Raw genomic sequence first — 23,714 nt, forward strand, 5'->3', positions numbered from 1 at the left:
GACGATCACTCGGGTTGTGCCCGAAGAACGACGCCGAGTGAGCGTGGGGGAGGGGCTGTCGCGCCCCTGTGACGGAAAACCCGCGTAATGCGGATATGTGTGACACAAGGGCGACCCCCGTGACAGATGCGGCACAGGGGTCGAGTGGGATGAAATGACCGGTCGGGGGTACGGCGGCCGGCCGTACGGCGGTCAGCGGTACAGCGGGGGCCGCTCCACCAGCTCCACCGGCGTCCGCACCCCGCCGCGCGCCGCGGCGAGCCCCGCCCGGGACACCTCGGCGGCCGCGTACCCGTCCCACGCGTCGGGCCCGGCCACCCCGCCCCGCGCTGCCGCGGCCACCCACCGCCGCAACTGACGGTCGTACGCGTCGGCGAACCGGGTGGTGAAGTCCTGGGTGATCTCCCCGCCCCACCGGCCGGCCGACTCGACGACCATCGCGTGGCCGTCACCGATCCGGGCACTGCCGGACTCGCCGACCGCCTCGCACCGGACCTGGTAGCCGAACCCGCAGTTGACGAAGATCTCCACGTCCACGATCGCGCCGCCGGACGTCTCCAACAGCACCAGACGCGGGTCGCTCAGCCCGGACGGGGCGGCCGCCGACGGGGTGGGCGACAGTACGGTCACCGCCGTGACCTCCTGCCCCAGCAGCCAGCGGGCCGCGTCCACCTCGTGCACCACGGAATCGGTGATCAGCATGTCGCTGGTGAAGAAGGACGGCGAGGCGGCGTTGCGGTGCCGGCAGTGCAGGAACAGCGGCCGCCCGATCCCGCCCGCGTCCAGCAGCTCCTTCAGACGCTCGTACTCGGCGTCGTGCCGCCGCATGAAACCGACCTGGACCAGCCTGCGGCCCAACCGCTGCTCCGCCTCCATGATCCGCAGCGCGCCCGCCGGATCGGGGGTCAGCGGCTTCTCGCAGAGCACCGGCAACCCCCGCCGCAGGGCGTGCAGGATCGCCTCCTCGTGCGCCGGACCGGGGGAGGCGATCAGCACGGCGTCCACCCCGGGCGCGGCGATCGCCGCCTCCGGGTCGGTGTGCGCGCTCGCGCCGACCAGGCCGCCCGCGACCTCCTTGACGCGATCGCCGTCCGGGTCCGCCACCGCCACCACACGGGCGCCACCGACCGTCCGGCCGATGCGACGGACGTGGTCGGCGCCCATCCTCCCGGTGCCGATCACGGCGATGCCGAGCGAGTCGGTCATGTCACACGTCCTCTCGAAGGTCAGCGCGCGCCACAGGAGCGCAGGTGGGAACGGGTCCGGCGGGCGATCGGCAGCGGCCGGTCCGGCGAACACGGGTACATGTCCTGCTCGACGATCGCGAACAGGTCCACGCCGAGCGCCTGCGCGGCCGCCAGCACCGGCTCCAGCGCGGGCACCCCCGACGGCGGCTCACACATCACCCCGCGGGCGACCGCCGGCCCGAAGGGCAGCCCCTGCGCCACGACCTCGGCGAGGACCGCCGGGTCCACCTGCTTCAGGTGCAGGTAGCCGATCCGCTCCCCGAAGGTCTCCACCGCCCGGACGCTGTCCCCGCCGCAGTACGCGTAGTGCCCCGTGTCCAGGCACAGGGAGACCAGCGCGGGGTCCGTCGCGTCGAGGAACCGGGCGACGTTCTCCGGGGTGTCGATGTGCGTGTCGGCGTGCGGGTGGACGACGATCCGCAACCCGTGGCGGTCCTGGACCTCCCGCCCCAGCCGCTCCGTCTGAGCGGCCAGATCACGCCATTGGGCGGGCGTCAGCGTGCGGTCCTCCAGCACCTCGCCGGTCTTGTCGTCACGCCAGAACGAGGGGATGACGACGAGATGGGCCGCGCCCATGGCCCGGGTGAGCGCCGCGATCCGCGACACGTGCTCCCAGGTCTCCTCCCAGACGGCGGGGCCGTGATGGAGTCCGGTGAAGACGGTGCCCGCGGACACCCGCAGGCCGCGCCTGGCGGTCTCGTCGGCGAGACGGACGGGATCGGTGGGCAGGTAACCGTACGGGCCCAGCTCGATCCACTCGTACCCGGCGTCCGCGACCTCGTCGAGGAAGCGGTGCCAGGGAGTCTGCCGGGGATCCTCGGGGAACCAGACACCCCAGGAGTCCGGAGCCGAACCGACACGGATACGGGTCAACGTGGGCGGGGAGGACGTCATGGCGGCCACCTTAGGGTGCGAGGCTCGACGGGACGGGGAAGAAGAGGTTCGGGGGAAAGAGGAGACGTGACGGACGTGCCGGTGAACGCCGCGGAGGGGTCCGTGTTCGACCTGATCACGATGGGCCGGATCGGGGTGGATCTCTACCCGCTGAGAACGGGGGTACCGCTCGCCGAGGTCGAGGCCTTCGGCAAGTTCCTCGGCGGCTCCCCGAGCAACGTCGCCGTGGCGGCGGCCCGGTTGGGGCGCCGGGTGGCGGTGATCACCCGCACCGGCGCGGACCCCTTCGGGGCGTACCTGCGGGCCGAGCTGCGGGGGTTCGGCGTGGACGACCGCTGGGCGACCGAGGTGGCCGCCTACCCGACGCCCGTCACCTTCTGCGAGATCTTCCCGCCCGACCACTTCCCGCTCTACTTCTACCGGCTCCCCAAGGCCCCCGACCTGGAGATCGCACCCGACGAGGTGGACCTGGCGGCCGTACGCGCGGCCCGGGTGTTCTGGATGACGGGGACGGGCCTGAGCGCGGAGCCGAGCCGGAGCGCGACCCTCGCGGCGCTGGAGGCCCGCTCGAAGTCCGGGACCACCGTCTTCGACCTGGACTGGCGGCCGATGCTGTGGGAGGGGGAACCGGGGCCCTGGTACGAACGCGCCCTGGCGCGGGCGACGGTGGCCGTCGGGAACACCGCGGAGTGCGAGATCGCCACCGGCGAGAGCGAGCCGTACGCGGCCGCCCGGGCGCTGCTGGCGGCCGGCGTGGAACTGGCCGTCGTCAAGCGCGGCCCCGCCGGCGTCCTGGCCGTCCACCGGGACGGGACGGCCGTCGAACTGCCGCCGGTCGCCGTGGAGGTGGTGAACGGCCTCGGCGCGGGCGACGCGTTCGGCGGCGCGCTGTGCCACGGGCTGCTCGCCGGGTGGAAGCTGGAACGGACGCTGCGGTACGCCAACGCGGCCGGGGCGATCGTGGCCTCGCGGCTGGCCTGCTCCACGGCGATGCCGTACGCCGAAGAGGTCGAGGAGGTGCTGGGATCGTGACGGTGACCGTGTCGCACGACATGACGCTGACCGCGCTGCGGGTGGTGGAACTCGCTCCGGGCGAGACGCACCCGCACGCGTGCGGGGACCACGAGTGGATCGTCCTCCCGCTGGAGGGAGGGTGCGTGGTGCGGTGCGCCGAGCCCGCGGGCGCCGGCGCCGCGCCGGACCGGGCCCCCGGCCGGGCCCCCGAGCAGGTCTTCGCACTGCGCGGCCGCGCGAGCGTGTTCCGCGCGGTCACCGACTTCGCGTACCTGCCCCGCGACGGCCACGCCTCGATCGAATCCGCCGACGGGGGCCGCTTCGCCCTCGTCGGGGCGCGCTGCGAGAGGACGCTGCCCGCCCGGTACGGGGCCGCCCGCGAGGTCCCCGTGGAACTCCGGGGCGCCGGCGCCTGCTCCCGCCAGGTCAACAACTTCGCCGCCGCCGACGTCTTCGACTGCGACCGGCTCATCGCCGTCGAGGTCCTCACCCCCGGCGGGAACTGGTCCTCGTACCCGCCCCACAAGCACGACGAGCACCGCCCCGGCGAGGAGTCCCGGCTGGAGGAGATCTACTACTTCGAGATCGCCCCGCACCGCGGCGTCCCCGGCCTCGGCTACCAGCGTGTCTCCCCCTCGCCGGCCGGGAAGACCGACATCCTCACCGAGGTGAGGACCGGAGACGCCGTGCTCATCCCCGACGGCTGGCACGGGCCGTCCATCGCGGCGCCCGGGCACGACATGTACTACCTGAACGTGATGGCCGGCCCCGACCGGACCAGGGAGTGGCTGATCAGCGACCACCCCGACCACGGCTGGATCCGGGACACCTGGGCCGGCCGGGACATCGACCCCCGGCTGCCGTTCCACCGCGCGGAGGACGCCGTATGACCGGGTCCGCCCGCCACCGACGGGAGGACGCCCCGTGACCGTCAGGCTGACCGTCGCCCAGGCCCTGCTGAGGTTCCTGTCCGCCCAGTACACCGAGCGGGACGGCCACCGCCGCCGACTGATCGCCGCGACCTGGGGAATCTTCGGGCACGGGAACGTCGCCGGCATCGGGCAGGCCCTGCTGGAGAGCGGACCCGAGCGGATGCCGTTCTTCCAGGGCCGCAACGAACAGGCCATGGTGCACGCAGCCGTCGGCTACGCCCGCCAGAGCGGACGCCTGTCCACCCACGCCGTGACCACCTCCATCGGGCCCGGCGCCACCAACCTCGTCACCGGGGCGGCCCTGGCCACCGTCAACCGCCTCCCGGTGCTCCTCCTGCCCGGCGACACCTTCGCCACCCGACCCGCCGACCCCGTGCTCCAGCAGTTGGAGGTGCCCTGGGCCGGGGACGTCTCCGTCAACGACACCCTGCGGCCCGTGTCCCGCCACTTCGACCGGATCGCCCGCCCCGAGGCCCTGATCCCCGCCGCCCTCCAGGCCGTACGGGTGCTCACCGACCCCGTCCAGACCGGCGCCGTGACCCTCGCGCTGCCCCAGGACGTGCAGGCCGAGGCGTACGACTGGCCCGAGGAGTTCTTCGCCGAACGGGTGTGGCGGGTGCGCCGGCCCCGGCCCGACCGGGACGAACTCGCCGAGGCCGCCGAGGCCGTACGCGGCTCCGCCCGCCCCCTGCTGGTGGCCGGCGGCGGGATCCGGCACAGCGCCGCCGGGGCGGCCCTCGCGGCGTTCGCCGACGCCACCGGGATCCCCGTCGCCGTCACCCAGGCCGGCAAGGGCTCCCTCGCCCACGACCACCCCTCCGGCGTGGGCGCCATCGGGCACACCGGGACGGCCACCGCCGACGCCCTCGCCCGGGAAGCCGACCTCGTGATCGCCGCGGGAACCCGGCTCACCGACTTCACCACCGCCTCCGCGACCCTGTTCCGCGACCCCGGGGTCCGCTTCCTCGGGCTGAACCTCGACCCGTACGACGCCCACAAACTCGCCGCGCGGCCGCTGGTCTGCGACGCGCGCGCCGGCCTGGAGGAACTCCGCGACGCCGTCGCCGGACACCGCGTGGACCCCGCCTACGAGGCGGCGTACCAGGACGGCAACCGGCAGTGGGAGCGGCTCGTCGACCGGGCGTGGGAGACCCCCGACGAGGACGCCGTCCCGACCCAGGTCCAGGCGCTCGGCCTGCTCGACTCCCTCGTCGACGCCTCCGACATCCTGATCAACGCCGCCGGCTCGCTCCCCGGCGACCTGCACCGACTCTGGCGGCCCCGGTCCGCCGACCAGTACCACGTCGAGTACGGCTACTCCTGCATGGGCTACGAGATCCCGGCCGCGATCGGCGTGGCGCTCGCGGCGCCCGGCCGCCCGGTCTGGGCCCTGGTCGGCGACGGCACGTACCTGATGAACCCGACCGAACTCGTCACGGCGGTGCAGGAGGGAATCCCGATCAAGGTGGTGATCCTCGACAACCACGGGTACGCCTCGATCGGCGGCCTGTCGCGGGCGGTGGGCGGCGAGGGCTTCGGCACCGCGTACCGCTTCCGGGGGCGGGACGGCGCGTACGACGGCGAACCCCTGCCGGTGGACCTCGCGCTGAACGCGGCCTCCCTCGGGATGGTGGTGATCTCCGCCCGCACCATCGGTGACCTGCGAAAAGCTCTCGCGGAGGCACGGGCGACCGACCGCCCCACATGTGTCTACGCGCAGACCCGAACACCCGACACTGTGTCGGGCCCACCCCCGGCACAGGCGTGGTGGGATGTTCCCGTGGCCGAGACCGCGACCCGTTCGTCGGCGGCCCGGGCCCGTGAAGAGTACGACCGGCAAGCCGCGCAGCGACGTCGCCATCTGTGAAGGAGCAAGGCATGAAGACCGTCAACCACTGGATCGGTGGCAAGACCGTCGAGGGCGCGTCGGGCAACTACGGCCCGGTCACCGACCCCGCCACCGGCGAGGTCACCACGCAGGTCGCGCTCGCTTCGAGCGCCGAGGTCGACGCGGCGGTCGCCGTCGCGAAGGAGGCCTTCCTGTCCTGGGGCCAGTCCTCGCTGGCCGCCCGGACCAAGGTGCTGTTCGCCTACCGCGCCCTCCTGGACGCCAACCGCGACGCCATCGCCGAGCTGATCACCGCCGAGCACGGCAAGGTGCACTCGGACGCGCTCGGCGAGGTGGCCCGCGGCCTGGAGATCGTCGAGCTGGCCTGCGGGATCACCACGCAGCTCAAGGGCGAACTGTCCACGTCGGTGTCGAACCGGGTGGACGTCTCCTCGATCCGCCAGCCGATCGGCGTGGTCGCCGGCATCACCCCGTTCAACTTCCCGGCGATGGTGCCGATGTGGATGTTCCCGCTGGCCGTGGCCTGCGGCAACACCTTCATCCTCAAGCCCAGCGAGAAGGACCCCTCGGCCTCCAACAAGCTGGCCGAGCTGGCCACCGAGGCCGGCCTGCCGGCGGGCGTGCTCAACGTGGTCCACGGAGACAAGGTCGCCGTCGACGCGCTGCTCGCCCACCCCGACATCGCGGCCGTGTCCTTCGTCGGCTCCACGCCGATCGCCCGCCACATCCACACCACGGCCTCCGCCAACGGCAAGCGCGTCCAGGCCCTCGGCGGCGCCAAGAACCACATGCTGGTCCTCCCCGACGCCGACCTCGACGCCGCCGCCGACGCGGCCGTCTCCGCCGCCTACGGCTCCGCCGGCGAACGCTGCATGGCGATCTCCGCCGTCGTCGCCGTCGGCGCGATCGCCGACACGCTGGTGGAGAAGATCCGCGAGCGCGCCGAGAAGATCAAGATCGGCCCCGGCAACGACCCCACCTCCGAGATGGGCCCGCTGATCACCGCGGCCCACCGCGACAAGGTCGCCTCCTACGTCAAGGGCGCGGCCGCGCAGGGCGCCGACGTGGTCCTGGACGGCACCGGCTACACGGTCGAGGGCAACGAGAACGGCCACTGGATCGGCCTCTCCCTGCTCGACAACGTCAAGACCGACTCCGACGCCTACCGCGACGAGATCTTCGGCCCGGTGCTGTGCGTGCTGCGCACCGAGACCTACGAGGAGGGCGTGGCCCTCATCAACGCCTCGCCGTTCGGCAACGGCACCGCGATCTTCACCCGCGACGGCGGCGCGGCCCGCCGCTTCCAACTGGAGATCCAGGCGGGCATGGTCGGCGTGAACGTCCCGATCCCCGTGCCGGTGGGCTACCACTCCTTCGGCGGCTGGAAGGACTCCCTCTTCGGGGACCACCACATCTACGGCAACGACGGCATCCACTTCTACACCCGCGGCAAGGTCGTCACCACCCGCTGGCCGGACCCCTCCGACGCCCCGGCGGGCGTCGACCTGGGCTTCCCCCGCAACCACTGACGCCTGACAGGCGCCCCAAACCGCAGACCCCCGGCCAACCCTCACCGGCCGGGGGTTCCTGCTGTCCCGGGCCGGTTTCCCGTTCTCTCCATCGTGATCGCTTGACCCCGGGGTCACGGGGTCGGGAGCATCGAACGCGGCACTACGCCGAACGGGAGAGGGGAACCGGAAGCCATGAAGGTGACCAAGTTGATCAGCACCTGTGACGTGAAGGACTGCCCGACGATCTATGCGACCGACAGGGGCACGTTCCTCGTGCAGGGCGAGACGCCCGACGATCACGGGCTCAAGATTCCCGCTCACGAAACCCTCGTCGAAATCCCCGTCGAGCTGATCAAGAAGGCCATTGCCGATGGCCTCATCTAGCACCCTGGCCGAGCTCTTCGAGCGGTTCCAGCACGAGGCGTTCCGCCTGGAGACTCTGGACGACTACAGCGGCTCCGGGAACGTTGACGCCTACCGTGCCTTCCAGGCCGGACAGGAGCGGCCTGAGGGCTACAACGCCGGATGGGTCGAAGAACTCCGAGGACTCACGCACGAGGGCAAGCGGGTGTACCGCGTGCACGTCCTCAAGCGGCCCCTCACGGAGTACCTCCGCTTCGAGCTAGGGTGGGGCTACCGGGCGAACATGACCGGCGGGGAAGAGTTCTTCATCCTCGACGTGACGGACGCCCCGAACCCGCTCGACGCCGTTCCGGACTTCTGGCTCTTCGACTCCAAGGACACGGCCGTGATGCGGTACGACGACGCCGGGGCGTACCTCGGCGCCGACGTTCTGCCGCAGGACGAAGCCGCCGCTTACGTCGCCTACCGGGAAACGGCACTCGCCCACGCGGAGCCGTTCACCGACTGGTGGGCCAAGTACGGCGAGTGAACAAGGCACAGCTCGGGGCCGCGCTGCGGGCACTGCGAGAGGCATCCGGCAAGGAAGCCAAAGCGGTCGCCCGTAGCGCCCTCATGTCTCCGTCCAAGCTCTCCAAAATTGAGAACGCGAATCTCCTTCCTAGCGCCACGGACGTGGAGCGCATCCTCACCGCCGTAGGCGTCTCTCACGCCATCAAGGCCGAGTACACGGAAGCGGCCCGCGCAGCGACCACAGAGGCCACCGCATGGCGGCTCCTCAAGCGAGCCGGCATTCACAAGGGCCAGCAGGCGGCGAAGGCACTAGAAGCTCAAATGGCCGTCCTGCGGCTGTTCCAGCCCGCCCTGGTCCCCGGGCTGCTTCAGACACCCGAGTACATCCGCGCCATCCTTCAGCGTCATGACCTGAGCGAGGACGCCCTCACGCGCACCATCAGCGGCAGGCTTGAACGCCAGGCGGTGCTGTTCGACAGCACGAAGAAGATGCGCTTCGTCATCACCGAGTCTGTCCTTCGGTGGCGGATCGTCCCGCCGCAGATGATGGCCGCACAGCTCGACCGCATCGTCTCGATGTCCAGGATGGCTCACGTGGACATCAGGGTCGTGCCGCTGTCCGCCCCTCAGACGGACATCGCCCATCACGCCTTTGTCGTCCGAGACGACCGGATGGTGACGTCGAAACCGTCCACGCCGAGATAGTCGTAACGGACCCGCGAGACGTCGAAATGTACGTCCGGAAGTTCGAAGGATTCGAGCAAATCGCCTTGTCCGGCGACGGAATGCGGAGCTTCGTCGAGAGCCTGCGAGATGGATTCTTGAGGGAACAGGAAACGGGCTAGGAACGCCCACCTCCCCTGGTCAATATTGCTGCCGACGCAGTGACGGCGACCGCGAGGGGTGCGACATGGCAAAGGCGAAACCGGCAGAGGCCCCGAAGCTTGATCGGGGCGTGTGGGAGTACCTGACCTTCGCGCCCGGACACGAGTGCTCGGCCTGCAAGCGCGAGGTCGGGCCGCTGGAACCCGTCCGCCGGGCTGTCGTTGACCGTGCGTCCGGTGCGTCCGGTGCGCCCGCCGTCAGCTACAGGCACAACAAGTGCCCGAGCGTGCAGGTCGTGGCCGCCTGATGGAGATGCAGACCTGGCGGGATGGCCGGGCGAAGGCCACCGACGCCACGGAGGCGATACGTGCGGCCCTGGCCTCCCTAGGCCTCCCCGAATCCGCGTGGGGCGGCATAAGGCCCACGCCACGAGCCCGAAACGACGACCCCGGCCCACCCTCACGGGCCGGGGTCGTCGGCGTGCGCCGCCGGGCCCGGCAGGGTGGCCGGGGCGACCGTCGGTCAGGGTCTGAGCAGGGGCCAGACGTCGGTGGGGGCCGTGGGGCTCCAGACCACGTCGGCGTGGCCGTGGCCCGGGACGGTGGTGAACGTGACCCGGGTGTTGCCGCACGCGCGGATCAGGTCGGCGCCGCGCGACTCGTCGCCGCGCCCCCACTGCGCGTTGACCCACACCACCTCGGCCCGGATGCGGTCCCAGGCGATCCGGTACGTGGCCTCGTCGCCCGCCCAGATCGCGGCGAGGTCGCGCAGCAGGGCCGTCGGGATCAGCCCGCTGCCCAGGGCGGCCGTGGCCGCGTGCCAGGTGGCGAGTGGGGTGTGGGTGAGGGCGAACCGGTCCTCGGCGGGGGTCGCGCCGAAGACGTACTCGCCGGCCGCGTGGCCCCGCCGGTGGATCCAGTTCGCCGCGCCGGGCAGGTCGGCGGTGCGGATCAGCGCGAAGTGGGCCAGCCCGGCGTTGGTGAAGCGCAGGCCCGGATCCGGCGGCCACGGGACGGGGGAGGGGGAGTGCGGGTCGGTGACCGCCCGCGCGACGAGGGCGGCCAGGCCGGGATCGCTCGCGTACGTGCCGCCCGCGACCAGGTCCGCGTACTCGTCCCGGGTCCTCGCCGCCCGCGCCGCGGGGTCCCCGGTGTACGGGCCGGTGGTGTCCAGGACGAGGACCCGGCGCAGTCGCGGCGAGGGGTCGTGCGAGGCGGCGTCGAGTGCCAGGGCGCCCCCGGCGGAGTGCCCGGCGTACTGGTAGGGCAGTCGCAGTACGGCGTCCAGCGCGGCGACGACGCCGGCGAGGTCGCGGCGGTGCGCCGCGAGCCCCCGGTCGGCGCCCACGTCGGCGGGGCCGCCGGCGGCATCCTCGCGCGGGGTGACGCCCACGACCAACAGCCCCTGACGGCGCAGGTGGTGGGCGAGGCCGCCGCCGGCGTGGCCGTCGGGGGTGAAGTAGTCGGCGGTGAAGTTCAGGCCGCCGCCCGGCAGGAGGTACGCGATGCCGTGCGGCACCCGTGTGGTGTCCGCGAGCACCTCGACCGTGACCGGGGCCGGGCCGGCGTCGTGGAGCGGGAGGGTGAGGCGGATCCAACCGTCGCCGGGGAGGTAGACGGCGGTGCCCGTGCCCAGGGCGCGTTCGACGCGGGTCAGCAGACCGGCGCCCTTCACTGCGGCCCCGGCCTCGTGCGCCACGGCGGTGATGCGGGGGGCGGGCGTCGCCCGCACCGGGCCGACGCGCACGGGGTCGACCCGTACGCGGTCGGCCCGCGCGTGGTCCGCGTACGGCCCCTCGGGCCTGGGCTCGCTGTGCTCTCGTCCCATCGGAAGTGCCTCCCCCTTGCCGGCGGTGGCCGAATGCCGTCGCCGTCAACAGGGGACACCCTCGCCGGTCAGGACGTCCGCGCCAAGTCCGTTACGGCTTCCAGTTGTTGCGGCCCCGCGTTCCTCCTGCGGCGCAGTACCGCGAAGGCGATGCCGGCGGCCGTCAACAGCAGCGCGAGGCCCGCGGCGAGCCACGGTACGGCGAGGAAGTCCGTCTCGGACTCCGAGTTCAGATCCGGGTAGGCGCTCGCCCCCGCCGCCACCTTGACCGTCACCCAGTCCAACTGTGGTGAGTCCGCCCATGGTTCGGTCAGTTCGATCCGCTGCCCGGGCAGCAGCACGAGCCGCGGTCCGCGGTTCGGCCGGTCCAGGACGTTGCGTCCGAACAGCCCCTCGGCGGAGATCGTCACCTTCGGCTCCACGACCACGTTGCCCCGGTTGACCAGCGCGTACGAGACGCTCGCACGGGCGTCCTTGAACCAGGGCAGCAGCGGGGCGCCCCGGCTGACCCGTACGTCCTCCACGCTCAGGCCGGGTGTCAGCGGTCCCGGCACCCGGAAGTACAGGCGGGCGCCGACCGAGCGCTTCACCCCGACCTGCACCTTGCCGTCCGCCCGGACTCCCTCCACCGCCGTGTTCAGCGCGACGATCCCGCCGACGTGATCGCCCGGGGTCGCGTCCTCGGGGACCCGCACGGTGAACGGGATGTCCTCGCGGCCCTTCGGCGGGACGGTGACGGTACCCGCGGCCCCGGAGGACAGCGCCGTCCAGGTGCCCACGTCCTTCGGCTTCGACTCGACGGGCAACAGTGCGAACGCGCCGCCCACCGGGGTGTTCACGGCGTCGGTCGCGAAGACCTGGAAGGTCAGCTCCCGGTCGGAGGAGTTCACGATCGTCACGCTGTCGCGGACGGTGCTCCCGGCCGCGCCCTGGTGGAAGAAGTACGCCCGGTCCGTCATCGCCGCACCGGCCGGCGGCGTCGGGAACACCCCCCACGTGCCGTTGTCGGCGGCCGCGGCCGAGCCGGCGGGGAGCAGGCCCGCGACCGGCAGGAACAGACCGAGGAACAGACCGAGGAACAGACCGAGGAACGGGCCGAGGCGCAGACCGAGGAGCAGGTGCGGGCGCCGGCCGGGCCGCGGCCTGTGCGTCGTACCGGACGGGGAGGTGCGGGTGCGCATGGGCGGGACTCCAGACGGGACGGTCGCGGTGGGCGGCCGGGACGACCGGCGAGTGGGGAAACCGGGAAGGCGGCGGGGAAACCGGGAAGGTGGACGGGGAAGCCGGGAAGGGGAAGGTGGCGGGGAAACCGGGAAGGTGGTGCGGCGCCGGGGAGCGCCGCACCACCCTGGGCCGGTCCCGATCAGGAGATCGAGAAGGTGACGACCGACTGGTAGGTGTCGGCGAACATGAACGACGGGAGCTGGATCATCCCGGCGCCACCGACCGCGAACTCACCACCGGTCAACTCGTCCCCGCCCGCGGCCTGGGAGGCCACCTGCATCGGGGTGTCCGTGATCGCCCCGGGCGTACCCGCGGTGCACGTGCTCGGGCTGTCCGGGTTGGTGACGGTGCAGGACGGCTGGATGCCGATCTGCGCCTTCGGCATGGAGTGCCCGGTCGTGGCGTTCAGGAACGGCGTGCGGGTCGCCGTGACGTCCCAGCCGAGCGAGCCGCCGCGGAAGTCCTGGACGGTCGCGGCGTTGAACACGCCGACCACCGACTGGGGCTTGCCGTTGATGGTGACCGAACCGAAGTCGACCGCCGGCTGACCGTCCTTCGGGCCGAGGGCCAGCGGCCCGGGCAGCACCTCGACGTCCACCGGGTTCTTCACGCCCGCCTGGTCCTCCAGGAACACGAAGGACTTGTACGGGGTGATCGCGCCGTCGATCCTGAGGGCGTCGGCCTTCCTGGTGACCGTGACGTCGCAGGTGGCGGCGCCCGACGCGTCCGCCGAACCCGTACCGGTGTCACCGGTCGCCACACCCGCCAGCAGGGCGGAGCAGGTGACCGCGCCGACCGGGAAGTTGGCGCCCGTGACGACGACGGCGGTGCCCGCCTTGCCGCTGTTGGGCGTCACCTTGGTGGTGATCGGGTCCTTCGGGAGGGCCTCGACCGCGACCGAACCGAGCGAGGCGCTCGGACGGGGCGCCGGGGTGCAGGTCGTGGTGAAGACCGACCCGCTGAGGTCGGCGTCGGTCACGGCCAGGTCGAGCTTGACGTCGACCGAGGTGCCCTCGGTGCCGTCCGGGATCTTGATGGTTCCCGAGAACGCCTTCGGGTCCAGCGGTTGTCCCGCCACGACGCTGACGGTCTCGGGCGGGCTGGTGACCACCTGGGTGGTCGTGCCCACCTTGAGGGTGATCTTGGAGGTGTTCACCGTCGTGACGGAGAAGCCCGGGATCAGGGGGCTCGCGCCCGGGTCGATGGTGATCGGGACGACGTCGCCGGCCTTGGCGCCGTCCGGCAGGGTGACCGTGAAGTTCTGGTTGCCGGAACCGTCGGGCTGCGGCGCCGGAGCGTCGCAGTTCTCGAACACCGGCGTGGTCTTGGTCGCGGCCTGCGCCGTCCCCGCCAGACCCACGACGCCACCCGTCAGGGCCAGGGACAGTGCGCCCGCCCCGGCCAGAACTCTTCGTCGGAACGTTGTACTCACTGGGTCGCGACTCCTTCGTCAGACGAACCCCTCCCCCCACCCGCTGTGTGGGGGAGGCCGAGCCGGTGCGGAGGTCGACATTGACGCGTCGCGGTGATGAGAAGTCAATGACTTGCCTTCTCCCGAAGCACACACACATTGATGTCCCATCAGAACGGGTCTGACGGGACATCGGGTACCGACCGGTCGGTGGGCCGGCCGGGGGGTCGCGGGAGGTGTGGGTGGGGCGGCCGGGTCTCCCCGCCGCCGGGTGTCAGTGGTCGATCGGGGTGTGCAGCAGCAGGTTCGCGGTCCCCGCCGGGAGGCCGGTGATCCGGTCCGTCCCGGCGTCCCTCAGCAGGGCGGAGGTGACCTGCTCGGGGGTCCTGGCCGTGCCGCCGGCCAGGAGCAACGCGGCGACCCCCGCCACGTGCGGGGCCGCCATGGAGGTGCCGGTGGCCCGCGCGAGGGCGGTGGTGGAGCCCTTCCACGCGGACACGACGGACACGCCCGGCGCGAAGAGGTCCACGCACCGGCCGTGGCCGGAGAACGCGGCCTTGCGGTCCGCGGAGTCGGTCGCACCCACCGTGATCGCCTGGGGGACCCGGGACGGAGACCCGCCGCAGGCGTCCTCGGCGGAGTTCCCGGCGGCCACCGTGAAGGTGATCCCGGACGCCACCGCTCGGACGACAGCCGAGTCCAGCGCGTAACTGCGGGCGCCGCCCATGCTCATGTTGGCCACCGCGGGCGTCCTGCCGCGGGCGGCGTCCCGCACCGTCCAGTCAAGGCCGCGCAGCATGTCCGACAGCCGGCCGTCGCCCCGGCAGTCGGCCACCTTCACGGCCACGAGGGACACCCCCTTCGCGACCCCGTACGTGGCCCCGCCGATGGTGCCCGCCACGTGCGAGCCGTGCCCGTTGCAGTCGGTCGCCGTCTCGGACCGCACCGCGTTGTGGCCGAAGCGGGCACGGCCGCCGAACTCCTGGTGCGCCGTGTTGATCCCGGTGTCCAGGACGTACGCCGTGACCCCCGCCGCCTTCGTTCCGTACGTGTACGAGGCGTCGAGCGGGAGATCGCGCTGGTCGATCCGGTCCAGGGTCCAGGGCGCCTGCGGCTGTGTGTCGTCGACGTGGAACAGGGCGTCCGGTTCGACCGACGCCACCCGGGGGTCGGCGGCCAGGGCGGCGGCGCGGGAGGCGGTCGTGCGCAGGGCGAACCCGTTCAGCGCGGTGTCGTAGACGGCCCGCACCTCGTCACCGGCCTCCGCCGCCTCGGCGGCGAGGGCGCGGGCGGCGGCGTGGGCGCGCGTGCTGTCCTTGAGGACCACGACGTAGGGGGCGAGGGGGGCTTCGGGGGCGGCTTCGCCGGCGGGCGCGGTCGACAGGGCGGCCGTCGCCAGCAGGGCGGCGGCCGGGAGCAGCGCGGTGAGTGCGGTCATGCGGCCGATGCTCGGCGAGGCGCGGGGCGGGCGCGCGGAGGGTGCGCCGAGTGGGCGCACGACACGCCGCCGGACGGACGACGCGGAGCCCCGCGCGGGACGGCCGTCGGGACGCGCGGAAGGGCGGAGGTCAGGTGCCGGTGTCGGAGTCGGGAACGGGGTCGGCGAGGGGCCAGCCGCGCATCGTGAACACGCCCTCGTCGAGGGACCCGGCGGACGCGTACGTCGCCAGCGCTGCCTCGTTGTCCGTGTCGACCCCCACCCACATGCCGTAACAGCCCCGGGCGCGGGCCTCGTCGGCCAGCGCCAGCGTGAGGCTCCGGCCGATGCCGCGCCGCCGGTACCCCTCGTCGACCGACAGCTCGTACAGGCACATCTCGGTGCCCTTGTCGGGATGGCTCATCTCCACGCCCGAGACCATGCCGGCGGGCACGTCGTCCACGTACGCGATGAGCATCAGGTGCCCGGGCGCGGCCAGGAAACGGGCCGACCAGTCCTCGCGGGCCGGTCCGTCGAAGAGCCCCTCGGCGGCGCGCAGTTCCGCGGTGGTCAGAGCGCGGCGAATGTCCATGACGGCCACCCTACGGCGCGGGCCCCCTCGGGACCGCTCACCGCCCGGACAGGGCCAGGGCCGCGGCGTAATCCGCCGGGGCCGGCAGGTCGCGCAGGGTCCAGCCCGTCACCGGCGCGGGGGTGGGGCCCGAGCCGACGTACGGGTCGGTCAACCCGAGGGCCAGACCGGTACCGGTGGCCTTGAGGTAGGCCTCCTTGCGGGACCACAGCCGGGCCATCGGCACGCGCCGTTCCGCTTCCGGGAGCGCGACGAGTTCGGCCGTCTCCGCCGGGTGCAGGGTCCCCAGGACGTCGGACACCGCCTGCCCGCTCGGTACCCGCTCCACGTCGACCCCCACCGGCGCCCCGGCGAAGGCCAGGTACGCCAGGTCCCCGCTGTGGGACAGCGAGAAGTGCACCGCGCCCCCCGCCACCGCGGGCCGGCCGTGCGGGCCGCCGCAGCACGGGCAGTCCTCGCGGACCAGCGTGACCTTCTCCGGCGCCAGCCCCAGGTAGCCGCCGAGCAGCGCGCGCAGCCCCAGGTGCGAGGCGACGTAGCGGTGCCGGTCGCCGGGGCGCAGCAGCCGTCCCGCGCGGTCCTGTTCGCCGGCGTCGAGCACCGCCGACGCCTCGGCGACCGCGTGGCCGCCGACCACGTCGCGCGTGGTGTCCAGGGCCCACACGGCCACGGTCGCGCCCGCGGGGAGCGCGCCGAGTCGCGGCGTTTCACCGCCGAGTTGGTTCACTTCCTCGGTCACCTGATCAGGGTAGACGAGGCACCCACCGCCCTGGATGACCTCGTCCTGGATTCGTCGTACCGCAGACCGGGGGAACACCATGCTCAGTGCCGTCGTCACGCCGGAAGGCGACCGGCGCCGTTGGGCCGAACCGCCCGGTGCGCAACCGGCTCGCGTGCACCTGCACCGGCTCGGCTCCACCTCGCCCGCCCACTTCGCGGCGAGCGCCGCTCACCCCCCACCGCCGCGCTCCTGCGGGACGGCCTGGGTGCGTAGGGCGTCGACGGCGTCCTCGACCGTGGGCTGGAAGGTGAAGAGCTGGTCGAGGCCGACGATGCGGAAGACGTTCGTCAGCTCGGGGTTCAGCCCGACGATGAGCAGGGGGGCGTCGACCTCGTGCGCACGGTGGTAGGCACCGACGAGCACGGTGATCCCGGTGGAGTCGCAGTAGGTGAGCGCGGAGACGTCGATCAGCACGGGGACGTCGGGGCCGAAGGGCGTCTCCCGGATGACCCGGGTGAGCTCCGGAGCGGTGTGGTGGTCGAGCTCGCCCACCACCGTCAACACGGTGGCGCCGCGGGAGTGGGTGTGGCGGGTGGCGGTCAGGGTGTGGTCGGTCACCTGTGCTCCTGAGCGGGTGGCGGTGTGCGGCGGGGCGGTACGGACAGGGCGAGCAGCGCGGTGTCGTCGCTCACTCCGGTTCCCGGATCGGTGAAGAGCTCGTGCACCGTGGCCAGCAGATGGTCGGCTCCTCGTGTGGTGCGGGCGGACAGATGGCGGGCCAGTCCCTCCTCGCCGAGCATGCTGCCGTCCTCGGTACGGGCCTCGATGAGCCCGTCGGTGTACAGCAGCAGCGCGTCACCGGGGGCGAGGCGGGTGGTGACCTGCACGAAGTGGGGGTCGGGCAGGAGCCCGATCAGCTGGCCGCCGGTCGTGGACACCGGTTCGACGGTGCCGTCCGCGCGCACGGCCAGGGTCGGGGGGTGGCCGCCGCCGGCCAGCGTGACGGTGAAGGACCCGTCGGACGCGGCTTCGAGCACACCGAACACGGCGGTGCAGAAGCGCGGGTTGTCGCCCTGGTACTCGCCCTTGAGGACCGCGTCGAGGTTGGCCAGGGCCGTGCAGGGGTCGGGGTCGTAGATGGCGGCGGCGCGCAGGGTGTAGCGGGTCAGAGAGGTCAGCGCGGCGGCGTCGGCGCCCTTGCCGCACACGTCGCCGAGGAAGAACGCCCAGCGGCCGTCGTCCAGGGGGAACAGGTCGTAGAAGTCTCCGCCGACCTCGTCGACGGACGCGGTGTGGTAGGCGGCGGCCGTGTGCAGTCCGGGCACGGTGGGAAGGGCCGGCGGCAGCAGGGTGCGCTGGAGGGTGCGGGCCAGACGTTCGGCGTCCGCGCGCCGTGCGCGTTCGGCGGCGACCGTGCGCAGGGCGGACAGCCGCAGTTCGAGCTCGTCCATGACGAGCGCGGCCAGGTCCCGGAGGGTCGCGAGCTGGACGTCGGTGGGACGGCGGGCACGGGTGTCGAGGACGTCGACGGTGCCCAGGTGGTACCCGTCGGCCGTGGTGATCGCCGCCGCGGCGTGGAAGCGCACGCCCGGGTCCGCCCGGACGAGGGGGTCGGCGGCGCCGCGCGGATCGGTGAGGGCGTCGGTGAGGACGTACGGATCGTCGTACGGCACGGCGCAGGGGCTCGGGCCCGGGTCGCGGGGGACCTCCCGGACGCCCTGGAGGCCGTGCGCGGCCTTGAACCACACCCGGTCGCCGTCCACGATCGCCACGGTGGCCATGGGGACGTCGAAGATGCGGGCCGCGAGGGAGGCGATCTTGTCGAAGGTCCCGTCGGGCGGGGTGTCCAGGACCGCGTAGCGGCGCACCGCGGCGATCCTCCGCCCCTCTTCCTCCGCGACGTTTCCCACGTCCCGGTGGACGGCGTACTCGGTCCCCGTCATGTCGCCTCTCACACCGCCTCGTTGGCCGTGCCTCCTCGTCCGAGGCGCCGCTGTCCTATTCTACGGATCACGTCAACGAGTTCCTCCGGACGGCCCGGCGGCCGGTCGGGTGTCTCACGGCCCCTCGCGGCCACGACGCGGAGGGGACAGCACCATCGCCGCCGGCGGGCCACGCCCGGGTTGCGGCTGTCGTGAACGAAGGGGTGGACAGTGACGCGTTCCGAGGATGCCGAGCCGGAGGCGACGGCGACGGCCGGCACCGATGTGTTCGCCGCCGACGAGGTGGTCGGCCGGGATCTGGCCCTGGTGGACTGGGCGGCGACCACCCCGCTCGGGGACCCGGAAGGCTGGCCGCAGAGCCTCAAGACGACCGTGAGCATCCTGCTGTCGTCGAAGTTCTCGATGTGGATGGCCTGGGGACCGGAACTCACGTTCTTCTGCAACGCCGCCTACCGGCGCGACACCCTGGGCCGGAAGTACCCGTGGGCCCTGGGGCGGCCGGCGAGCGAGGTCTGGGCGGAGATCTGGGACGACATCGGCCCCCGCATCGACACCGTGCTCACCACCGGTGAGGCGACCTGGGACCAGGCGCTGCTGCTGTTCGTGGAACGCTCCGGCTACCCGGAGGAGAGCTACCACACCTTCTCCTACAGCCCGCTGCGCGACGATGACGGGCAGGTCGTCGGCATGCTGTGCGTGGTCAGCGAGGAAACCGACCGGGTCATCGGCGAACGACGCATGGCCACGCTGCGCGACCTCGGCTCCGACCCCAGCGTGGTGCGCACCGAGCAGGAGATGCTCGACTTCGCCCGCCTGCAACTGAGCCGCAACCCGCGCGACCTGCCGTTCACCCTGACGTACCTCTTCCACGAGGACGGCAGCGCCGCGCTGGCCGCGGCCACCGGCCTACGCGACGACCACCCCGCCGCGGTGCGGCTCCTCCCGCCGGGCTCCGAGACGGTGTGGCCGACGGACGCCCCGGCCCGGGGCGAGTCCGCGCTGGTGCCGTTGGACGGCGCCGTGTTCGCGGACCTGCCCAAGGGGGAGTGGCCCCACGGCCCCCTCCAGGCACTGGTGGTGCCGCTGCGGCAGCAGGGGGGCACCCCGTACGGATTCATGGTCGTCGGCCTGAACCGGTACCGGGACCTGGACGACGGATACCGCGGCTTCGTGGAACTGGTCGCCGGGCACGTCGCCACCGGAGTCGCCAGCGCCCGCAGCTACCAGGCGCAGCAGCGGCGCGCCGAGGAACTCGCCGAACTGGACCGGGCGAAGACGGCCTTCTTCTCCAACATCAGCCACGAGTTCCGCACCCCCCTCACGCTGATCATGGGGCCGGTGGACGAACTGCGGGAGCGCCTCGCGGACGCGGACGCGGGCGTGCGCGAGGAACTGGAGGTCGTCCACCGCAACGGGCTGCGGCTGGGCAAGCTGGTCAACACCCTGCTGGACTTCTCCCGCATCGAGGCGGGCCGGATGCAGGCGGGCTACGAGCCGGTCGACCTGGCCGAGGTCACCGGTGAACTCGCCAGCGTGTTCCGCTCCGCCGTCGACCGGGCCGGCCTGGACTTCCGCGTCGACTGTCCCCCGCTGCCCGAGCCGGTCTTCATCGACCGGAGCATGTGGGAGAAAGTCGTCCTCAACCTGCTCAGCAACGCGCTGAAGTTCACCTTCGACGGCTCGATCGGCATCTCCGTGGGCACCGAGGACGGAGCGGCGGTGGTGACCGTCGTCGACACCGGGATCGGCGTCGCCGCCCAGGAGATGCCCCGGCTGTTCGAACGGTTCCACCGCATCGAGAACGCCCGGTCCCGCTCCAACGAGGGCAGCGGCATCGGCCTCGCCCTGGTGAAGGAACTGGTCGGCCTGCACGGCGGCGAGATCAGCGCCACGTCGACCGAGGGACGCGGCACCCGGTTCACCATCCGGTTGCCCTTCGGCTCCGCCCACCTGCCCGCCGACGCCGTCCTCGCCGAGGCGGGCGACGGAGCGGCCCCCTTCGCGACCGACCCCTTCGTACAGGAGGCCCTTCGCTGGCTGCCCGGCGAGCAGACCGCGGCGACCTCCGCCGTGGTCACGGGCATCGAGGAGAGCATCGACGGACCGCCCCACGGCCCCGCGCTGCCCGTCCACGTCCTGGTCGCCGACGACAACGCCGACATGCGCGAGTACCTCAGCCGTCTGCTGCTCGGCGCCGGCTACCAGGTCAGCACGGTCGACGACGGCCGGCAGGCACTGCGGGCCGTCCGCGCGAAGGCCTTCGACCTGGTCGTCAGCGACGTCATGATGCCCCACCTGGACGGCCTCGCCCTGGTCGCTGCGTTGCGGGCCGACCCGCGCACCGCGTCGGTCCCCGTGCTGCTGCTGTCCGCCCGGGCCGGACAGGAGGCGTCCATCGAGGGCCTGCAGGCCGGCGCGGACGACTACCTCGTCAAGCCCTTCGCCGCCGCCGACCTCCTCGCCCGGGTCAGGGCGAACATCGAGCTGGCACGGCTGCGCAACCATCACGCCCGCTGGCGCACCGCGCTGGTGGACTCGCTCCAGGAGGCCTTCTTCGTCTGCGACGAGGACGGCGCCGTCATCGAGATCAACGCGGCCTTCACCGACATCCTCGGCTACGGCCCCGAAGGCCTGCCCTACCGGCCGATCCACCCCTGGTGGCCCGACGCCGGCACGGACGCCGAGGCACACCGGCAGGTCAGCGAGGCCTTCGCCCTGCTGCTCGGCAGCACCAAGGGCTCGTACACCATTCCGATCACCCACCGCGACGGACACCGGCTGTGGGCGACGGCCACCTTCAACCAGGTCGACGACCCCGACACCGGGCGCCGCGTGACCGTGGGCACCTTCCGCGACGTCACCGCCGAGCACTACGCCATCCAGCGCGAGAGCGCCCTCGCCGCCCTGGCCACCTGCCTGTCCCGGGCCACCAGCCTGCCCGAGGCACTGACCGGCGCCCTGGACGAACTGAAGAAGCTGTGGCGCGCCCGGTCGGTCCTGGCAGCGGTCTTCGACCACGGCGACGAACCCACACTGACCTCCACCGACACCTCGCTCGCCTGGCCGCAACTGCCCGCCGCACGCCGCGAAACGCTCCAAGACCTGCGCCAGGGACCGATCCTGACCCCGGTCGCCGACCACACCGGGGCCGGCATCCTCCTGGAGTTCCCCGAGGGCCCGCTCGTCCTGTGGATGGACCTGGGCGAGAACCGGCCCTTCACCGGAGAGGACCAGCTGCTGTTGTCCCTCCTCGCCGGCCACCTCGCCCAGGGACTGAACCGCGCGCACCAGTTCGACCAGCAGCGCGAGACCGCCATCGCCCTGCAACGCGCCATCCTCGGCCCCTCCCGACTGCCCGACGGTTTCGCCGTCCGCTACGAACCCGCGACCCGGCCCCTGGAGGTCGGCGGCGACTGGTACGACACCGTCACCCTGCCCGACGGCCGCATCGGCATCGTCGTCGGCGACTGCGTCGGCAGGGGACTCGAAGCCGCCAGCGTCATGGGTCAACTGCGCAGCGCCTGCCGCGCCCTGTTGCTCCAGGACGCCAGCCCCGCCCAGACGCTGATGGCCCTCGACCAGTTCGCCGCCGGTGTGCCGGGCGCGGTCTGCACCACCGTCTTCTGCGGCGTCCTCAACGCCGAGACCGGGCAGCTGACGTACTCCAGCGCCGGCCATCCGCCCGGCATCCTCGTCCAGCCCGACGGCGCCACCCGGCTCCTCGAGGACGGACGTTCCCTGCCGCTCGCCGTCCGGCCCGGCAACCACCGCCCCGAAGGCTCCTGCACCATCCCGGCCCGGTCCACCCTGCTGCTGTACACCGACGGGCTCGTCGAACGCCGCCGCCGCCCGCTCAGCGCGGGCATCGACCAGGCCAGCGAAGCCCTCCAGGACGGCCGGGACACCTCGGTCGACGACCTCGCCACCCACGTCATGTCCCGGTTGGCACCCGTCGACGGCTACGACGACGACGTCGCCCTGCTGCTCTACCGGCACCCGGCCCCGCTGGAGATGTCCTTCCCCGCCGAATCCTCCCAGCTCGCCCCCGTCCGCAAGACGCTGCGCGGCTGGCTCGCCCAGTGCGACCTGCCCCCCACCACGGTGCAGAACGTCCTGGTCGCCGCAGGCGAGGCCTGCGCCAACGCCATCGAGCACGGCCACCGCGACGCCCCCGGCGAGACCATCTACTTCCGGGCCGAGGCCTACGTCGACAATCTGCACCTGACCGTTGCCGACACCGGCCACTGGAAAGCCCCGCAGCCGGAACTCAACACCCACCGCGGTCGCGGGATGGGCCTGATGCGCGCCCTGATGCAGCAGGTCACCATCACCCCCGGCCCGTCCGGCACCACCGTCGACATGCATATGAGGATCGCCTGATGACCACACCCCTGACCCTCACCCCCGGACGACGGCCCGACGGTACCGCGCTGCTGACCGCTGTCGGCGAGATCGACATGAGCAACACCGAGGCACTGGCCGCCGCCCTCGCGGGCACGGACGGCCCCCTGGTCCTCGACCTCACCGGCGTCGAGTACCTCGACAGCGCCGGTCTCAGCGCGCTCTTCCCGCACGCCGACCGCATCGAGCTCATCGCCGGCCCCCTCCTGGAACCCGTCCTGACGATCTCCGGACTCACCGAGCTCACCACCGTCCACGGCACCTGACGGCAGACCGCTGACGGCAGGGCGCGGCGGGAGCGGCTAGCGGGGGACGGCCGCCGGGAGACGGCCGGCGTACCGTCAGCGGCCGGTCCGCACCGCGTGGACGGCGGCCGGGGCGCCGTCCTGCGACTCGACACCGGGGGACCGGGTCCCGTCGGTCCAGGCGTAGACCTTCTTGCCGCGCACCGCGACCTGGTACTGGTGCACGCCCCGGCACTCGGTGCGCTCGTCCCCGCGGGTGTCGCCCGGCCACCACCGGGCGCCCAGGTGGGGGCTGCGCACCGCCTTGGGGATGCCCGTGGTGCACTGCGGGCCGTCCAGCGGGGTCTCGCCCAGCGTGAACCGGATCAGGCGGGCCTCACCGGTGGTGCGCGCCTGTATGCGTATGTCGGTGGCGTCCTTCGGTATCCAGCCGGGCAGCGCGAACGTCCGCCCACCTCGGGTCGGCGCGTCCGCCACGGTCGCGAAGCGCTTGCTCTTCTCCTTGAACACGCGGTCGTTGAGGGTGTCGGTGACCGGGTTGGGCGGGAGGTTCGGCAGCGCGAAGGCGGCAGTGGCGAGGGCTCCCACGGTGGCGGCGGCGATGACGAGAGGGCGGCGTTTCATGGTCACAAGTGTTCCGGTCGGGAGGCGTCGCGCGCGTCCCTCCCCAGGACGAACCAGGAGTCTGCCGGAAGTCTGACACGGCCTCATACCTGAGAGCGGCTCGACCCGCCTCACCAGGCACGACACCCGCCCCGACACGATCCCCGTACGACGACCTAGGCTGG

The 23,714-nt window shown here is 72.7% G+C and carries 20 protein-coding genes and 1 pseudogene; 10 read left to right on the top strand and 11 right to left on the bottom strand.

Features of this window, described 5'->3' with window-relative positions; translation table 11 throughout:
* Positions 1-192: 192 nt before the first annotated feature.
* Together OG906_RS22050 and OG906_RS22055 are read right to left on the bottom strand one after the other, a co-directional pair.
* Positions 193-1,206 (bottom strand): Gfo/Idh/MocA family protein, encoded by a 1,014-nt coding sequence (locus OG906_RS22050; protein ID WP_267799542.1) that lies wholly within the window; start codon positions 1,204-1,206, stop codon positions 193-195.
* Between the two features lie 20 nt (positions 1,207-1,226).
* Entirely contained in the window at positions 1,227-2,141 is a 915-nt protein-coding gene (locus OG906_RS22055) for a sugar phosphate isomerase/epimerase family protein (protein WP_329445143.1), read from the bottom strand.
* Positions 2,142-2,261: 120 nt separating this feature from the next.
* Between OG906_RS22055 and iolC the strand changes: the two genes are divergently transcribed.
* From iolC to OG906_RS22095, 8 genes and pseudogenes are all read left to right on the top strand, one after another.
* On the top strand, positions 2,262-3,173 hold the full coding sequence (gene iolC / locus OG906_RS22060) for a 5-dehydro-2-deoxygluconokinase (RefSeq protein ID WP_385636770.1): 912 nt from the start codon (positions 2,262-2,264) through the stop codon (positions 3,171-3,173).
* A gap of 20 nt (positions 3,174-3,193) precedes the next feature.
* Complete coding sequence (iolB, locus tag OG906_RS22065; protein ID WP_329448092.1) at positions 3,194-4,045, top strand: 5-deoxy-glucuronate isomerase; 852 nt, start codon at positions 3,194-3,196, stop codon at positions 4,043-4,045.
* Between the two features lie 34 nt (positions 4,046-4,079).
* Positions 4,080-5,954 carry a 3D-(3,5/4)-trihydroxycyclohexane-1,2-dione acylhydrolase (decyclizing) gene (gene iolD / locus OG906_RS22070; RefSeq protein WP_329445147.1) on the top strand — a complete coding sequence of 625 codons (1,875 nt, stop codon included), beginning with the start codon at positions 4,080-4,082 and terminating at the stop codon, positions 5,952-5,954.
* Between the two features lie 11 nt (positions 5,955-5,965).
* Entirely contained in the window at positions 5,966-7,465 is a 1,500-nt protein-coding gene (gene mmsA / locus OG906_RS22075) for a CoA-acylating methylmalonate-semialdehyde dehydrogenase (protein WP_267799354.1), read from the top strand.
* A gap of 174 nt (positions 7,466-7,639) precedes the next feature.
* Positions 7,640-7,831, top strand: a complete 192-nt coding sequence (locus tag OG906_RS22080; RefSeq protein ID WP_033222303.1) for a hypothetical protein — start codon at positions 7,640-7,642, stop codon at positions 7,829-7,831.
* A complete protein-coding gene (locus OG906_RS22085) occupies positions 7,818-8,339 on the top strand; it encodes a DUF6879 family protein (protein WP_329445152.1) in 522 nt (173 codons plus the stop codon). Before OG906_RS22080 ends, OG906_RS22085 begins: the two co-directional genes overlap by 14 nt.
* A gap of 32 nt (positions 8,340-8,371) precedes the next feature.
* Positions 8,372-9,165, top strand: a pseudogene (locus OG906_RS22090) (helix-turn-helix domain-containing protein).
* A 65-nt stretch (positions 9,166-9,230) separates the two neighbouring features.
* Positions 9,231-9,452 (top strand): hypothetical protein, encoded by a 222-nt coding sequence (locus OG906_RS22095; RefSeq protein WP_329445154.1) that lies wholly within the window; start codon positions 9,231-9,233, stop codon positions 9,450-9,452.
* A gap of 215 nt (positions 9,453-9,667) precedes the next feature.
* Here the strand turns inward: OG906_RS22095 and OG906_RS22100 are convergent, their stop codons facing one another.
* The 8 genes from OG906_RS22100 to OG906_RS22135 all read right to left on the bottom strand — a co-directional run bounded on the left by OG906_RS22100 (position 9,668) and on the right by OG906_RS22135 (position 18,280).
* On the bottom strand, positions 9,668-10,972 hold the full coding sequence (locus OG906_RS22100; protein ID WP_329445156.1) for a hypothetical protein: 1,305 nt from the start codon (positions 10,970-10,972) through the stop codon (positions 9,668-9,670).
* A gap of 68 nt (positions 10,973-11,040) precedes the next feature.
* A complete protein-coding gene (locus OG906_RS22105; RefSeq protein WP_329445158.1) occupies positions 11,041-12,153 on the bottom strand; it encodes a WxL protein peptidoglycan domain-containing protein in 1,113 nt (370 codons plus the stop codon).
* A gap of 182 nt (positions 12,154-12,335) precedes the next feature.
* Positions 12,336-13,628: a hypothetical protein gene (locus OG906_RS22110; protein ID WP_329445160.1), complete on the bottom strand. Its 1,293-nt coding sequence runs from the start codon at positions 13,626-13,628 to the stop codon at positions 12,336-12,338.
* A gap of 253 nt (positions 13,629-13,881) precedes the next feature.
* Positions 13,882-15,045, bottom strand: a complete 1,164-nt coding sequence (locus tag OG906_RS22115) for a S8 family peptidase (RefSeq protein WP_329445162.1) — start codon at positions 15,043-15,045, stop codon at positions 13,882-13,884.
* Positions 15,046-15,175: 130 nt separating this feature from the next.
* A complete protein-coding gene (locus OG906_RS22120; protein WP_329445164.1) occupies positions 15,176-15,616 on the bottom strand; it encodes a GNAT family N-acetyltransferase in 441 nt (146 codons plus the stop codon).
* Positions 15,617-15,653: 37 nt separating this feature from the next.
* Complete coding sequence (locus OG906_RS22125; RefSeq protein ID WP_329445166.1) at positions 15,654-16,355, bottom strand: 4'-phosphopantetheinyl transferase family protein; 702 nt, start codon at positions 16,353-16,355, stop codon at positions 15,654-15,656.
* 210 nt (positions 16,356-16,565) lie between these two features.
* Positions 16,566-16,955 carry an STAS domain-containing protein gene (locus OG906_RS22130; RefSeq protein ID WP_329445168.1) on the bottom strand — a complete coding sequence of 130 codons (390 nt, stop codon included), beginning with the start codon at positions 16,953-16,955 and terminating at the stop codon, positions 16,566-16,568.
* Complete coding sequence (locus tag OG906_RS22135; protein ID WP_329445170.1) at positions 16,952-18,280, bottom strand: PP2C family protein-serine/threonine phosphatase; 1,329 nt, start codon at positions 18,278-18,280, stop codon at positions 16,952-16,954. Before OG906_RS22135 ends, OG906_RS22130 begins: the two co-directional genes overlap by 4 nt.
* Positions 18,281-18,490: 210 nt before the next feature.
* Here OG906_RS22135 and OG906_RS22140 point away from each other — a divergent pair, with 210 nt between their 5' ends.
* A complete protein-coding gene (locus tag OG906_RS22140; RefSeq protein WP_329445172.1) occupies positions 18,491-22,660 on the top strand; it encodes a SpoIIE family protein phosphatase in 4,170 nt (1,389 codons plus the stop codon).
* Positions 22,660-22,947 (top strand): STAS domain-containing protein, encoded by a 288-nt coding sequence (locus OG906_RS22145; protein ID WP_329445173.1) that lies wholly within the window; start codon positions 22,660-22,662, stop codon positions 22,945-22,947. Before OG906_RS22140 ends, OG906_RS22145 begins: the two co-directional genes overlap by 1 nt.
* Positions 22,948-23,022: 75 nt before the next feature.
* Here the strand turns inward: OG906_RS22145 and OG906_RS22150 are convergent, their stop codons facing one another.
* Positions 23,023-23,550, bottom strand: a complete 528-nt coding sequence (locus OG906_RS22150; protein ID WP_329445175.1) for a hypothetical protein — start codon at positions 23,548-23,550, stop codon at positions 23,023-23,025.
* Positions 23,551-23,714 lie beyond the last annotated feature (164 nt).

The organism is Streptomyces sp. NBC_01426 (assembly GCF_036231985.1).
GTDB lineage: Bacteria > Actinomycetota > Actinomycetes > Streptomycetales > Streptomycetaceae > Streptomyces.